This is a genomic window from Paracoccus sp. 228 (assembly GCF_000967825.1).
GTDB lineage: Bacteria > Pseudomonadota > Alphaproteobacteria > Rhodobacterales > Rhodobacteraceae > Paracoccus > Paracoccus marcusii.
The window spans coordinates 839,867-852,697 of sequence record NZ_JYGY01000002.1 but is presented as its reverse complement, the minus strand read 5'-3'; the positions used below and the strand labels follow the sequence as shown (position 1 = coordinate 852,697).

Annotated in this window: 13 protein-coding genes and 1 tRNA gene; 6 read left to right on the top strand and 8 right to left on the bottom strand. The window is 66.6% G+C overall.

The features are described from left to right. The first annotated feature begins 98 nt into the window (after window positions 1-98). Both trmFO and gluQRS read left to right on the top strand, forming a co-directional pair. The gene (trmFO, locus tag SY26_RS09550) at window positions 99-1,436 is read left to right on the top strand and encodes a methylenetetrahydrofolate--tRNA-(uracil(54)-C(5))-methyltransferase (FADH(2)-oxidizing) TrmFO (protein ID WP_046000237.1); all 1,338 of its coding nucleotides are present in this window, start codon (window positions 99-101) and stop codon (window positions 1,434-1,436) included. Continuing rightward, a complete protein-coding gene (gluQRS, locus tag SY26_RS09545) occupies window positions 1,418-2,242 on the top strand; it encodes a tRNA glutamyl-Q(34) synthetase GluQRS (protein ID WP_046000236.1) in 825 nt (274 codons plus the stop codon). The genes trmFO and gluQRS overlap by 19 nt, the downstream gene beginning before the upstream one ends. Here the strand turns inward: gluQRS and hisI are convergent. Beyond that, the gene (hisI, locus tag SY26_RS09540) at window positions 2,239-2,595 is read right to left on the bottom strand and encodes a phosphoribosyl-AMP cyclohydrolase (RefSeq protein ID WP_139599142.1); all 357 of its coding nucleotides are present in this window, start codon (window positions 2,593-2,595) and stop codon (window positions 2,239-2,241) included. The genes gluQRS and hisI overlap by 4 nt on opposite strands. Window positions 2,596-2,667: 72 nt before the next feature. Here hisI and SY26_RS09535 point away from each other — a divergent pair, with 72 nt between their 5' ends. Further along, complete coding sequence (locus SY26_RS09535; RefSeq protein ID WP_046000235.1) at window positions 2,668-3,105, top strand: iron-sulfur cluster assembly scaffold protein; 438 nt, start codon at window positions 2,668-2,670, stop codon at window positions 3,103-3,105. Between the two features lie 273 nt (window positions 3,106-3,378). Here SY26_RS09535 and recG read toward each other — a convergent pair whose 3' ends face one another. From recG to SY26_RS09515, 4 genes are all read right to left on the bottom strand, one after another. Further along, a complete protein-coding gene (gene recG, locus SY26_RS09530) occupies window positions 3,379-5,499 on the bottom strand; it encodes an ATP-dependent DNA helicase RecG (RefSeq protein ID WP_232303302.1) in 2,121 nt (706 codons plus the stop codon). Then, the gene (ligA, locus tag SY26_RS09525) at window positions 5,472-7,661 is read right to left on the bottom strand and encodes an NAD-dependent DNA ligase LigA (protein WP_369799419.1); all 2,190 of its coding nucleotides are present in this window, start codon (window positions 7,659-7,661) and stop codon (window positions 5,472-5,474) included. The genes recG and ligA overlap by 28 nt, the downstream gene beginning before the upstream one ends. Before the next feature lie 77 nt (window positions 7,662-7,738). Continuing rightward, a complete protein-coding gene (gene ctrA / locus SY26_RS09520) occupies window positions 7,739-8,449 on the bottom strand; it encodes a response regulator transcription factor CtrA (RefSeq protein ID WP_042249236.1) in 711 nt (236 codons plus the stop codon). A gap of 99 nt (window positions 8,450-8,548) precedes the next feature. Next, complete coding sequence (locus SY26_RS09515) at window positions 8,549-8,824, bottom strand: DUF1153 domain-containing protein (RefSeq protein ID WP_042249233.1); 276 nt, start codon at window positions 8,822-8,824, stop codon at window positions 8,549-8,551. Window positions 8,825-9,001: 177 nt separating this feature from the next. Here SY26_RS09515 and mnmA point away from each other — a divergent pair, with 177 nt between their 5' ends. Further along, complete coding sequence (mnmA, locus tag SY26_RS09510; protein WP_157020459.1) at window positions 9,002-10,171, top strand: tRNA 2-thiouridine(34) synthase MnmA; 1,170 nt, start codon at window positions 9,002-9,004, stop codon at window positions 10,169-10,171. Here mnmA and SY26_RS09505 read toward each other — a convergent pair. Then, on the bottom strand, window positions 10,143-10,553 hold the full coding sequence (locus SY26_RS09505; RefSeq protein WP_045982037.1) for a SufE family protein: 411 nt from the start codon (window positions 10,551-10,553) through the stop codon (window positions 10,143-10,145). The two genes, mnmA and SY26_RS09505, sit on opposite strands and share 29 nt — an antisense overlap. A gap of 119 nt (window positions 10,554-10,672) precedes the next feature. Between SY26_RS09505 and SY26_RS09500 the strand changes: the two genes are divergently transcribed. Together SY26_RS09500 and SY26_RS09495 are read left to right on the top strand one after the other, a co-directional pair. Next, the gene (locus SY26_RS09500) at window positions 10,673-11,176 is read left to right on the top strand and encodes a hypothetical protein (RefSeq protein WP_052715207.1); all 504 of its coding nucleotides are present in this window, start codon (window positions 10,673-10,675) and stop codon (window positions 11,174-11,176) included. A gap of 42 nt (window positions 11,177-11,218) precedes the next feature. Next, a tRNA-Ser gene (locus SY26_RS09495) sits at window positions 11,219-11,308 on the top strand. A 125-nt stretch (window positions 11,309-11,433) separates the two neighbouring features. On the opposite strand, the gene SY26_RS09490 is transcribed toward SY26_RS09495, so the two are convergent. Then, window positions 11,434-11,634: a hypothetical protein gene (locus tag SY26_RS09490; protein WP_046000233.1), complete on the bottom strand. Its 201-nt coding sequence runs from the start codon at window positions 11,632-11,634 to the stop codon at window positions 11,434-11,436. Continuing rightward, the gene (locus tag SY26_RS09485; RefSeq protein ID WP_046000232.1) at window positions 11,631-11,903 is read right to left on the bottom strand and encodes a hypothetical protein; all 273 of its coding nucleotides are present in this window, start codon (window positions 11,901-11,903) and stop codon (window positions 11,631-11,633) included. The genes SY26_RS09490 and SY26_RS09485 overlap by 4 nt, the downstream gene beginning before the upstream one ends. Window positions 11,904-12,831: the final 928 nt, after the last annotated feature.

The window sequence follows — 12,831 nt, the reverse complement described above, 5'->3', positions numbered from 1 at the left end:
CGCGCGGATCGGTCGCATGACCCTGGGGGCGGTGCCGACGGCGCCGCCCCTTTCCATTCCGCCACGGCCTTGCTAGCCCACCCGTCAAGGAGACACGCATGGAACCCGTCCACATCATCGGTGCCGGCCTTGCCGGATCGGAAGCCGCCTGGCAGATCACCCGGATGGGCGTGCCCGTCGTGCTGCACGAGATGCGCCCGCAGGTCGAAACCTTTGCCCACAAGACCGGCGACTGCGCCGAGATGGTCTGTTCGAACAGCTTCCGGTCCGATGACGATGTGATGAATGCCGTGGGCCAGCTGCACTGGGAGATGCGGGCCGCCGGCGGTCTGATCATGGAGATGGCGGGCCGCCACCGCCTGCCCGCGGGCGGCGCGCTGGCCGTGGACCGCGAGGCCTTTTCGGCCGCCGTCACCGCCGCGCTGCAGGCGGAGCCGCTGATCACCATCGTTCCCGGAGAGATCACCGAACTGCCCGGCACCGGCAACTGGATCGTGGCGACGGGGCCGCTGACCTCGGACGCGCTGGCCGGGGCGATCCGCGGCGTGACGGGGACGGACGCGCTGGCCTTCTTCGACGCCATTGCGCCCATCGTGCATGCCGACACGATCGACATGTCGATCGCCTGGGAGCAGTCGCGCTATGACAAGGGCGAGACGGAGGCCGAGCAGAAGGCCTATATCAACTGCCCGATGAACCGCGACGAATACGAGGCCTTCATCGACGCGCTTCTGGCCGCCGACAAGACCGAGTTCCACGAGGGCGAGACCGCGGGCTATTTCGATGGCTGCCTGCCCATCGAGGTCATGGCCGAACGCGGCCGCGAGACCCTGCGCCACGGTCCGATGAAGCCCGTGGGCCTGACCAATGCCCACAAGCCTCAGGAAAAGGCCTATGCCGTGGTCCAGCTGCGCCGCGACAACGCGCTGGGTACGCTGTACAATATCGTGGGCTTTCAGACCAAGATGAAATACGGCGCGCAGACCCAGGTGTTCCGGATGATCCCTGGCCTGCAGAATGCCGGCTTTGCCCGGCTTGGCGGCATCCACCGCAACAGCTTCCTGAATTCTCCGACGCTGCTGGACGACCGCATGCGCCTGCGCCTGGCGCCGAACCTGCGCTTTGCCGGGCAGGTCACCGGGGTCGAGGGATACGTCGAAAGCGCCGCGATGGGGCTGCTGGCAGGCAGGATGGCCGCGGCCCAGGCCCTGGGGCGCGATCTGGCGCCGCCGCCCTTCACCACCGCGATGGGCGCGCTGGTCAACCACATCACCGGCGGGGCCGAGGCCAAGACCTTTCAGCCGATGAACGTGAACTTTGGCCTGTTCCCGCCCCTGCCCGACAGCCGGTCGGGTCGCCGCGGCCGCAAGGACCGCTATCCCGCCTACACGCAGCGCGCCAAGGACAATTTCAACGCATGGCTGGCCGCCCAGTAACACGGTTCGCGCCGTCGCCCACGGGGCTGCTGCACCTGGGCCATGCGTTTTCGGCCCTGACCGCGGCGGCGCAGGGGGATTTCCACCTGCGGATCGAGGATATCGACCGCGACCGCTGTCGCCCGGAATACGAGGCCGCGATCTTCGAGGACCTGGCTTGGCTGGGCCTGGACTGGCCGCGGCCGGTCATGCGCCAGTCCGACCGCATGCCCACCTATCACGACGCGCTGGCGCGGCTGGCGCCATTGACCTATCCCTGCCGCTGCCGCCGGGGCGATATCCGCGCGGCGCTGTCCGCCCCGCAGGAGGGCACCCTGCCCGCCGGACCGGATGGTCTGATCTATCCGGGCACCTGCCGCCACCGCGACCTGCGCGATGCCGGCCCCGACGACGTGATCCGGCTGGACGCCGGTCGCGCCTTCGACGCGCTTGGGCTGGACAGCATCGGGTTCACGGATCAGGGCCAAAGCCACATCCTGACCCGTCAGCAGTTCCTGGCGGGCATCGGCGACGTGGTCCTGTCGCGCCGGGGGATGGGCACGTCCTATCATCTGGCGGTTGTCATGGACGACGCGGCACAGGGGATCACGCTGGTGACGCGGGGGATGGACCTGTTCGCGTCGACCCATATCCACGTGCTGCTGCAGCACCTGCTGGACCTGCCGACGCCGGCCTATCTGCACCACCGGCTGATCCGTGACACGGCGGGGCGGCGGCTGGCGAAACGCGACGATGCCCGCGCGATCCGCCAGTACCGGGCGGACGGCGCGTCCCCCGACGACATCCGCCGCATGGTCGGGCTTTAGACCATCGGTTCGGTCAGCACGACCTCGGCCCCGTCCCGGATGCCGGAGTAAAAGCAGCTGCGCCGGTTCGTGTGGCAGGCGGGCCCGGTCTGATCGACCAGCACCAGCAGACAGTCGCGGTCGCAATCGACGCGCATCTCGACCAGCGCCTGGACGTGGCCCGAGCTTTCGCCCTTGATCCAGAACGACGACCGCGACCGCGACCAATAGGTCACACGCCCCGTCTCCAGCGTCCGGGCCACGGCGTCGGCGTTCATCCAGGCCATCATCAGCACCTCGCCCGAGGCGGCGTCCTGCGCGATGGCGGGGATCAGGCCGGCCGCGTCATATTTCAGGCTGAGGGGGTCGAACATCGGGTTTCCTTTCGGCATGGCCATCCCTATCTACTCATCGACCCGCGCTGATGAAACCCCAAGGGATGACGCATGGCCGAAACCGATCTGATGCAGCTTTACTCGCGACGCATCCTCGCGCTGACGACCGCCATCCCCCACCAGGGCCGGCTGGACGACGCGCAGGCCAGCGTACAGCGCCGGTCGCCGCAATGCGGATCGTCCGTGACAGTGCACCTGTCGATGGCCGATGGCCGCATCAGCGATTTCGCGCAGGAGGTGCGGGCCTGCGCCCTGGGTCAGGCTTCGGCATCCGTGCTGGGGCAGGCGGTGATCGGCATGGACCGGGCGGGCATCGTGCAGGCGCGCGATCAGCTGCGCGCGATGCTGACCCAGGATGCACCCGCCCCCGACGCGCCCTTTTCCGACCTCGAGGCACTGACGCCCGCGCGCGCCTATCCCAACCGCCATCCGTCGATCCTGCTGGCCTGGGACGCCACGCTGGAGGCGCTGGACAAGGCATCCGTATGAAAAGGGCCGGCCCCCTGCGGGGCCGGCCAGGTGCGCGAGCTTTGGGGACGGATGGCGCACAGGCGGGGCGCCATCCCTGCGTCGCGGGGCAGTCGGTCAGACCTGCAGCATGGCGGGCAGCCACAGCAGGACAATGGTGGTCAGGCTGAGCGCGGCGGCCCCGATCAGATCGATGGCGGTGTCTTTGGTCATGACGGCAACTCCTCTCTGTTGCCTCTTTGTTCTCATGTTCTCTCGATTCGGTAAAGAACTTTTTAAGAACATTCCGCCTTGTCAGCCGACTTGGATCAGTCGAATCGCCTGATCCTGCTGCATCAGCCACATCAACAGCCGCAGCGCCTGCCCCCGCGGGGTCTCCAGTGTGGGGTCGCGTTCCAGCAGCGACCGTGCGTCCTGGCGCGCCACGGCCATCAGCCCGGCCTGGTGTTCTAGGTCCGCGATGCGGAACCGCGGCAGGCCCGATTGCGCGGTGCCGATCACATCGCCCGCGCCCCGCATCTCGAGGTCGACCTCCGCGATGCGGAACCCGTCCTCGGTGTCGCGCAGCGTGGTCAGGCGGCGAGCCCCGGTCTCGTTCAAGGGCCCATGATACATCAGCAGACAGGTCGAGGCCCCTGCCCCGCGCCCGACCCGACCCCGCAGCTGGTGCAGCTGCGCCAAGCCAAAGCTTTCGGCGCGTTCGATCACCATGATCGTGGCCTGCGGCACGTCCACGCCCACCTCGATCACGGTGGTGGCGACCAGCAGCTGCGCCGTGCCGTCGGCGAAATCGGCCATCGCAGCGTCGCGTTGGTCGGGGGGCATCTGGCCGTGGATCAGCCGCACCCTGTCGCCGAAGATCGCCCGCAGATGGGTGAACCGCGCCTCTGCCGCGGTCAGGTCGGTGACCTCGCTCTCCTCGACCAGGGGGCAGACCCAATAGGCACGCGCGCCCTGCGCCATCGCGGCGCGCAGGCGTTCGGTGACCTGGTCCAACCGCGTGTCCGCGATCATCACCGTGGTGATGGGCTGGCGCCCCGGCGGCTTTTCGTCCAGCACCGACACGTCCAGATCGCCATATTGCGACAGGGCCAGCGAGCGGGGGATGGGCGTCGCGGTCATGATCAGCATGTCGGGCGGCACGTCGCCCTTGGCCGACAGCTCCAGCCGTTGGGCCACACCGAAGCGGTGCTGTTCGTCAATGATGGCCAGGCGCAGGTCGTGGAAGGTCACGTCCTTCTGGAACACCGCATGAGTGCCGACCAGGATGTCGATGGTTCCATCCGCCAGATCGGTCAGGATCTGGCCGCGCAGGTCGCGCTTGTCACGCCCGGTCAGCGCGGCCAGCCGCACCCCTGCCGCACGCGCCAGCGGTTCCAGCGCGCGGGCATGCTGGCGGGCCAGGATCTCGGTGGGCGCCATCAGCACGGCCTGGCCCCCGGCCTCGACCGCGACCAGGGCGGCCATCAGCGCGACCAGCGTCTTGCCCGCGCCGACATCGCCCTGCAGCAGGCGGTTCATGCGGCGCGCGCTGGCCATGTCATCGGCGATCTCGGCGATCGCGCGGGTCTGAGCGCCCGTGGGCGGCCAGGGCAGGCTTTGCAGCACCCGCGCGCGCAGGGCGCCGTCACCCGCACTGGCCCGCCCCTTCAGCCGCCGCTTGTCCCGCCGCACCAGTGCCAAGGTCATCTGATGGGCCAGAAATTCGTCATAGGCCAGCCGCGCCCGCGCCGGGCTGTCGGGCGACAGCGCGCCGGGCGATTGCGGCGCATGCGCCTGATGCAGCGCCTCGGCGAATGAAGGCCAGCCGCGCTGCGCGATCAGCTGCGGGTCGATCCATTCCTCGACCGCGGGCAGCCGGGACAGCGCGGCATCGACGGCCTTGGCCATGCCCTTCTGCGTCAGCCCCGCCGACAGGGGATAGACGGGCTCGAAGCTGGGCGGCAGCGCCTCGCAATCCGCCAGGATGTGGTCGGGATGCACCATCTGGGCCAGCCCGTCGAACAGTTCCAGCTTGCCGCTGAGGATGCGGCGCGCGCCCACGGGCAGTTGGCTTTCGATCCAGTTGTCGCGCGGACGGAAGAACACCAGCGTCAGGTCGCCCTCTCCGTCGGTGCAATGCACCCGGAACGGGCGGCCGCGGACCTGGGGCGGGTGGTGGCGCGTGACGGTCACCGTGATCGTCACGATCTCGGGCGCGCGGGCGTCGGCGATGCGCGCGATGCGGCGGCGGGTGATGCCGCTGACCGGCAGCGTCAGGACCAGGTCGCGCGGCTTGTCGATGCCCATCTGTTCCAGCGCGGCGCGGCCCTTGGGGCCGATGCCGGGCAGCGTGTCGATGGCCGCGAACAGCGGGAACAACGCGGGCGGGCGGCCCTTGGGCGCGGTCATCCGACCCCCGCGATGCGCAGCCATTCGTCCTCGTCGATGACGGTGACGCCCAGGGCCTCGGCCTTGGCGGCCTTGGACCCCGCCCCGGGCCCCGCGATCAGCAGGTCGGTCTTGGCGCTGACGGACCCCGCGACCTTGGCCCCCATCGCCTCGGCCCGCGCCTTGGCCTCGGCGCGGGTCATCCGCTCCAGCGTACCGGTGAAGACCAGCGTCTTGCCGGAAATCTCGGTCTGCACCGCGTTAGCGGTATCCACCGGCCGGATGTCCAGAAGGGTCGCCAGCCGGTCGATGCTGGCGCGTTCTGTCGGCTGCGCGAACGTCGTCACCAGCGAATCGACCAGCACCGCGCCGATGCCGTCGATGCCGGTCAGCTCGGCCCAGTTCGGGCTGTCGGCCAACGCCGCGCGACGGGCCTTGTCGTCCGGGGCGGCAAAGGCGGGCTCCCGTACCGCCCCGTCGATGGCGGCGATCAAGGCAGGCCAGTCGTGGAAATGGCGGGCCAGGGTCGCGGCCGCGACCTCGCCCACATGGCGGATGCCCAGGGCAAAGATCAGCCGGGCCATGGGGATCGAACGGCGATCCTCGATCGCGGCGAACAGCTTTTCGGCCGAGCGTTCGCCGAACCCCTCGCGGTTCTTCAGCTTGGTGAAGTTCCGGGCGTCGCGATCGGCCAGGGTGAAGATGTCGGCGGGCTCGCGGATGGGCAGCTGGTCGTCTGCGAAGAACATCTCGATCTGCTTGGCGCCCAGCCCATCGATGTCGAAGGCCGCGCGGCTGACGAAATGCTTCAGCTTCTCGACGGCCTGCGCGGGGCAGACCAGGCCGCCGGTACAGCGGCGCACGCTGTCGCCCGGCTCGCGGATCGCCTCGGACCCACATTCGGGGCAGTGCGACGGAAAGACATAGGGCACGCTGTCCGCGGGCCTGCGCGACAGGTCGACATCGGCGATCTTGGGGATCACGTCGCCGGCGCGATAGATCTTGACCCAGTCCCCCTCGCGGATGTCGCGACCGTCACGGATGGGCGCGCCAGAACTGTCCTGCCCGGCGATGTAATCTTCGTTGTGCAGGGTCGCGTTTGACACGACCACGCCGCCCACGGTCACGGGCTCCAGCCGCGCGACGGGGGACAGGGCGCCCGTGCGACCGACCTGGATCTCGATCCGCTCCAGCCGGGTCCAGGCGGTCTCGGCCGGAAACTTGTGCGCCAAGGCCCATCGGGGCGTGGTGGACCGAAAGCCAAGCCGCCCCTGGAACGCAAGGTCGTTCACCTTGTAGACCACGCCGTCGATGTCATAGCCCAGGGTGGCGCGCTGCTGTTCGATCTCGGCCCAGGTGGCAATCATCTGCGCGGTGTCGGTGCACAGGCGCGTCAGCGGATTGGTTTGGAACCCCAAGGCGGCCAGCCGCTCCACGGAGGCCATCTGCGTCGGCGCCAGCGGTTCGGACAGCTGCCCCCAGCCATAGGCGAAGAAGCGCAGCGGCCGGCGCGCGGTCACCGTCGGGTCGATCTGGCGCAGCGATCCCGCAGCCGCGTTGCGCGGATTGGCAAAGACCCGCCCCGCATCGTTCAGTGCCGCAAAGTCGTCATGCCCCATGTAGACCTCGCCGCGCACCTCAAGGATGGCGGGGACGTCACCCTCCAGTTGGTGGGGGATGTCGGAAATCGTGCGGGCGTTGGCGGTCACGTTCTCTCCCACCACGCCATCGCCGCGGGTCGCGGCATGGACCAGCACGCCGCCCTCGTAGCGCAGCGACAGGGACAGGCCGTCGATCTTCGGCTCGGCCGTCACCTCCAGGGGCATGTCGGGGGCAAGGCCCAGAAAGCTGCGGACGCGGGCGGTGAAGTCGGCGACGTCGCCCTCGGTGAAGGCATTGCCCAACGACATCATGCGTTGCGCGTGGACGATCTTGCCGAAGCCGTCGGCCGGGGCGGCGCCGACCTTGCCGGTCGGGCTGTCGGGCAGCGCCAGATCGGGAAAGTCCCGCTCCAGCGCCGCCAGCTGCGCCTTGAGCGCGTCGTATTCAGCGTCCGATATCTGCGGTGCGTCCTCGGCGTGATAGGCCTGGTTCGCGGCGGCGACCCGCGCCGCCAGATCCGCAATGCGGTCCGCGGCCTGACCGCGATCCATCTTCCGGTCCGGTTGCCCCACCGACTTGTCCTGCGCCATCGCCGCCCCCATCATCCGCATCCGGCCGAAACACGCGACCGTCTCAGATGTGGGTATCGCCCAAGGGCAGGCAATCGTCCAGAAGCCCCGTATCAGGCCCCGATCGCCAGACGTTCCGCCTGCCCCGGACCCGGATCGCGCAGGACATAGCCGCGGCCCCAGACCGTCTCGATGTGGCTCTCGCCGCCCAAGGCCTCGGACAGCTTCTTGCGCAGCTTGCAGATGAACACGTCGATGATCTTCAGTTCGGGTTCGTCCATGCCGCCGTACAGGTGGTTCAGAAACATCTCCTTGGTCAAGGTCGTGCCCTTGCGCAGGCTCAGCAGTTCCAGGATCTGGTATTCCTTGCCGGTCAGGTTCACCGGCTTGCCCTTCACCTCGACCGAACGGGCGTCCAGGTTGACGGTGATCTCTCCGGTCCGGATCAGCGCCTGGCTGTGCCCCTTGGAGCGGCGGATGATCGCCTGGATGCGAGCCTGCAGCTCTTCGCGGTTGAAGGGCTTGGTCATGTAATCGTCCGCGCCGAAGCCGAAGCCGCGCAACTTGCTTTCCGTGTCGTCGGACCCGGTCAGGATCAGGATCGGCGTGTCGATGCGGGCCAGGCGCAGATGGCGCAGGACCTCCATCCCGTGCATGTCGGGCAGGTCCAGATCCAGCAGGATCAGATCGTAATCGTACAGCTTGGCCAGATCGATCCCCTCCTCGCCCATGTCGGTCAGGAACACGTTGTAGCTGGCCGCCGTCAGCATCAGTTCGATCGCCCGTGCAGTGCTTGGGTCGTCTTCTACCAGAAGGATTCGCATGGCTTGGTCTTTCCCCGATTCGCCGAAGGTCATGTCCCGACAATCTGACGAACAGGTTAATATGTCGTTACCACTTGCATTCCTTCTGCGTCATGCACCTTATGGTTGTCTATACTTTTGAAGCGCCGTCACCTTCAAAGCCGCCTTTCCGTGGCGCGCGACCGCGGTGCACCAGCCGTCGAACTCCTCCTCCGACAGGCCATAGCGGCGCAGCGCGTCGTCGCGGCTGATCAGCCCGTGCGACACCGCCAGCACGACCGTCTGCTTGCGGCTGGCGACCCATCTGGTGTCGGCCATCGGCAGATCCGCCACGCTGAGGATGCGCCCATCCGCCAGTGTCACGATCCGCGGGCCTGTGGTCTTTTTCACGAACATTGCAGCGTCCTTCCGTCACGTTCTGCAAGTTCTGGTCGAAAGCACTTAAGGCACGGTTAGCCTGATCGGGATTTCGACCCCGGCCGGGGTTGAGAATCCGACCAATTTGCCTATATTTTGACGCAAATCCCTTTGCCGCCCGACCAGCACCGCCCCTGGCGGGCCGAAAGATCATCCATGACCCTGACCGCTGCCCTGCGTGCCGATGCGCCCGCGACCGAACTGAACAGCCTTGGTTTTGCAAAATCCCCTGCGCAGACGCGTGTCGTCGTGGCGATGTCGGGGGGCGTGGACAGTTCCGTCGTTGCGGCGCAGCTGAAATCCGAAGGCTATGACGTCATCGGGGTCACGCTGCAGCTGTATGACCACGGCGCTGCACTGGCCAAGAAAGGCGCGTGCTGCGCGGGCCAGGACATCCACGATGCCCGTCGCGTGGCCGAACGCATGGGCTTTCCCCATTATGTCCTGGATTACGAGAACAAGTTCCGCGAATCGGTCATCGACGAATTCGCCGATGCCTATCTGGCCGGCGCGACGCCCGTTCCCTGCATCCGCTGCAACGAGCGGGTCAAGTTCCGCGACCTGCTGGAAACCGCGCGCGACCTGGATGCCGACTGCATGGCGACCGGCCATTACATCCAGCGCAAGGACGGCGCGCATCGCGCCGAATTGCACATGGCGGCCGACCCGAACCGCGATCAGAGCTATTTCCTGTTCTCGACCACCCAGGAACAGCTGAATTTCCTGCGCTTTCCCTTGGGCCATCTGGTCAGCAAGGCCGAGACGCGCGCCCTGGCCGCCGATTACGGCCTGTCCGTCGCAGACAAGCCCGACAGCCAGGATATCTGCTTTGTCCCCAACGGCGACTATGCCGCGGTGATCGAGAAGCTGCGCCCCGGTGCCGCAGATCCCGGTGAGATCGTCGACCAGCAGGGCACCGTCTTGGGCACCCATCGCGGGGTGATCCATTATACGATCGGACAGCGGCGCGGGTTGGGCATCGGCGGCGGCAGCCCGCTCTATGTGCTGCGGCTGGAGCCGGAGACGCGCCGCGTCGTCGTCGGCCCGCGCGAGGCGCTGTCGACGCGCACCGTCGCCGTGACCGAGGTGAACTGGCTGGGCGATCAGCCCTTTGAGGGAGAGATCGCCTGCCTGGTCCGCATCCGGTCCACCCGCCCGCCGCGGCCCGCGATCCTGCGCCCCCTGCCCGGCCGCCGTGCCGAGGTCGAACTTCTGGATCCCGAGGACGGCGTCAGCCCCGGCCAGGCCTGCGTTTTCTACGAGGCCGAGGGCACGCGCGTCCTGGGTGGCGGCTGGATCAGCCTGCGTCGGCGGCCAGCTGCCTGATCCGGGCGATCATCGCGCGCACGCCGTTCGATCGTTGCGCCGACAGGTGTTCGTCCAGCCCAAGGCGCGCCAGCGCGGCCTGGGCGTCCACCGCCTCGACCTGGTCCACCGGCAACCCGGCATACAGCGCGTGCAGCACCGCGATCAGGCCGCGCACGATCAGCGCATCGCTGTCGCCCTGAAAGTCAAAGCTGCGCCCTTCGATCCGCGGCAGGATCCAGACCTGGCTGGCGCAGCCGTCGACCTTGGTGGCCGGGACCTGCACCGCGGAGTCCATGGGCGGTAGGGCCTTGCCCATCTCGATTAGGTGGCGATAGCGGTCTTCCCAATCGTCCAGAAAGTCGAAGGTTTCGGCGATGTCCTCGAAGGCGGGGGTGGCCATGGGTCTCTCCTGATATCAGGGGTCATGGCCTAGCGCGCCGCGGCGGTCAGGTCAAAGAGGCTTTTCGGCGCGGCCCGGATCGCCTATCACGGGGCCAAGGACCGCCAAGGGGACATGCCATGACCAGATTTACCCTGCCGCTGCTGATCGGCGCCCTGATCCTGTCCGGCTGCGGGCGGTTCGGCGACAGCGGCTGGAACCCGCTTGGCTGGCGTGGCGCGGGTGCGTCGACCCCCGAAACCCTGGCCCCGGAAGGCGGCTATCCCACGGCCCAGGACGCCCGCCCCGCGGTGCCGCAGATCCTGGGTGCCGAATGGCAACCGCTCAGCGACGGCCGCCTGCTGGTGCTGCGCGGCTTTGCCCCGGTCAAGGGCTATCACTCGGCCGCCCTGGTCCGGTCGGTGCCGCGGTCCGGCGACCAGCTGCAGCCCGACCCGGACGGCGTCCTGCGCCTGCGCTTCGTGGCCTCGCCCCCGGTCGCGGACAATCCCGCGGCGGCCCTGCCCGCAAATCCCGTCACGGACACGATCACGGTGGCGCTGCCGATCAGCTTCCTGCGCCTGTCGCGCCTGTCCGCGATCCAGGTCGAGGGCGGCGACCGCGTGATCACCCTGACCCGCTGAAGGCTTGCGCAAACGCCCGCGCCGCGCTAGTCCGCAGCGGTCGGAGGCGTGGCAGAGTGGTTAAATGCACCGGTCTTGAAAACCGACGTGGGTGAAAGTCCACCGTGGGTTCGAATCCCACCGCCTCCGCCAGTCATCTTTGCAAGATGCTGTCTTCATTGGTTAATCTCCGATTTCGGATAGTTATCCCCCCGCACGTCCCCCCATCACGAACTGGAAGACGCGGGAACGCTTGGGAGTTTAAACGGTGTGTGACGTTACCCTATGTTTGCAATCTCACGATCAAGCGCACGGCTGATCCCGACTACGGCGTTCCGCAAAATGTGTATCTCCCCGTGCGCCGGCATGTTCTGCAGCTGGTCTGCAACTACAGACAGCGCCGAAACCAGCAATTCGACATCGCCCAGAATTTCGCTGACACGATCGATCTCGTCCCGGTAATCGCGTTCGGTTTTCATCCCCGGCGCTCCACAAAATCATAAGCCTCGATGTCCTCGGCCAGACGGTGTGCCCGTTCAATGAGGCTGTCGAACATGGCGGGCATGGCATTGGATGCGGGGGACTGGTCAGTCTTGATTGTGTCGTGCAGCTCATAGACGCCTTGGGCGAAGGCATGCAGCATGATGGCATCGTGCATGATGTCTTCCAGCGGGCGGGCTTTTCGTTCGGCCTGATGCGAGGGGCTTTGCCCTGGCAAGTCGGGGGTGTTATGGCAATTATCAGCCATTCTCGATCTCCTTCTAAGATCGGGTTTCGGTTAGGGCTGGCAGGTGTTGTAGCACCTTGCCAGCTCGCTTCTTTTCTGGCACCATCTAACCTTGCAGGTCAAGGATTATTTTTAGGTGCCAGAAAATACAAAGAGGCCGCGGGGTCGCCCAGCTGTTAATTCGACTGCGATCAACCTAAGATTGGCGCCTGATATGCTTGCTTGGCTCGACAGCGAGCGTGCGAAGTTAGACCCTGAACCAACCCGGCCTGAGATGATTAGGTACCTCCTGCAGTCCGCGCGAGAAAAGGCCTAATGGCACTGAGTCTCGAGCATCGCGCAGCGCGATTGGTAGCGGCCTTGGAAAAGCAGGGTGTGAAGGTCGCAAGCTTGGTAATCAAGGATGGCGAGATCAGGGTAACTTTTGTGGGTGCGAATGACCCAGACATACACCCGTGCGATCTAATCGATTTGAGCTGACCACAGTGGAGTACAGCCCTTGCCCAGGGTCGACCTAACTTATCCTCCCCGCTTGCTATCCGCGCCACAGGCGGCTCGTTACATTGGGATCAGCGAAACGACACTTCGCACATTGGGCCTGCCGCGCCGGATCCTCGGCACTCGCCGTCTCTATGACCGCTATGACTTGGACGCTTTCGCAGACGGTCTAGAGGTCGAGGACAGCGCCGTGGATCAGCTGCAAAGGGACCAGGCGGAATGTGATAGGCTGTTCGGAATTGTTGGATGAGTGCCGATAACTCTGGCAGCGCGGCCTCTGTTTTTAATTGCGAACCCATCACTTGGGTAACGGCGCCTGGTGGCGTTATGTATCCTGTGATCAGTCTTGTGATATCGTCCAAAGACAATGGAGTGGACTTAGTTGACTGTGTGCCGGCTGTTGGCCTTATAGATACCGGCGCAGACCATTGCGTAATGCCAATGGAAACCG

Bases quoted from the DNA above. Each gene is read 5' to 3' on its own strand.
- ligA (WP_369799419.1), bottom strand. From the start codon at position 7,661: ATGATGGGGGCGGCGATGGCGCAGGACAAGTCGGTGGGGCAACCGGAC.
- SY26_RS09535 (WP_046000235.1), top strand. From the start codon at position 2,668: ATGGCCGAAACCGATCTGATGCAGCTTTACTCGCGACGCATCCTCGCG.
- hisI (WP_139599142.1), bottom strand. From the start codon at position 2,595: ATGTTCGACCCCCTCAGCCTGAAATATGACGCGGCCGGCCTGATCCCC.
- mnmA (WP_157020459.1), top strand. From the start codon at position 9,002: ATGACCCTGACCGCTGCCCTGCGTGCCGATGCGCCCGCGACCGAACTG.
- SY26_RS09505 (WP_045982037.1), bottom strand. From the start codon at position 10,553: ATGGCCACCCCCGCCTTCGAGGACATCGCCGAAACCTTCGACTTTCTG.
- trmFO (WP_046000237.1), top strand. From the start codon at position 99: ATGGAACCCGTCCACATCATCGGTGCCGGCCTTGCCGGATCGGAAGCC.
- SY26_RS09485 (WP_046000232.1), bottom strand. From the start codon at position 11,903: ATGGCTGATAATTGCCATAACACCCCCGACTTGCCAGGGCAAAGCCCC.
- SY26_RS09490 (WP_046000233.1), bottom strand. From the start codon at position 11,634: ATGAAAACCGAACGCGATTACCGGGACGAGATCGATCGTGTCAGCGAA.
- SY26_RS09515 (WP_042249233.1), bottom strand. From the start codon at position 8,824: ATGTTCGTGAAAAAGACCACAGGCCCGCGGATCGTGACACTGGCGGAT.
- ctrA (WP_042249236.1), bottom strand. From the start codon at position 8,449: ATGCGAATCCTTCTGGTAGAAGACGACCCAAGCACTGCACGGGCGATC.
- recG (WP_232303302.1), bottom strand. From the start codon at position 5,499: ATGGCTGCGCATCGCGGGGGTCGGATGACCGCGCCCAAGGGCCGCCCG.
- SY26_RS09500 (WP_052715207.1), top strand. From the start codon at position 10,673: ATGACCAGATTTACCCTGCCGCTGCTGATCGGCGCCCTGATCCTGTCC.
- gluQRS (WP_046000236.1), top strand. From the start codon at position 1,418: ATGGCTGGCCGCCCAGTAACACGGTTCGCGCCGTCGCCCACGGGGCTG.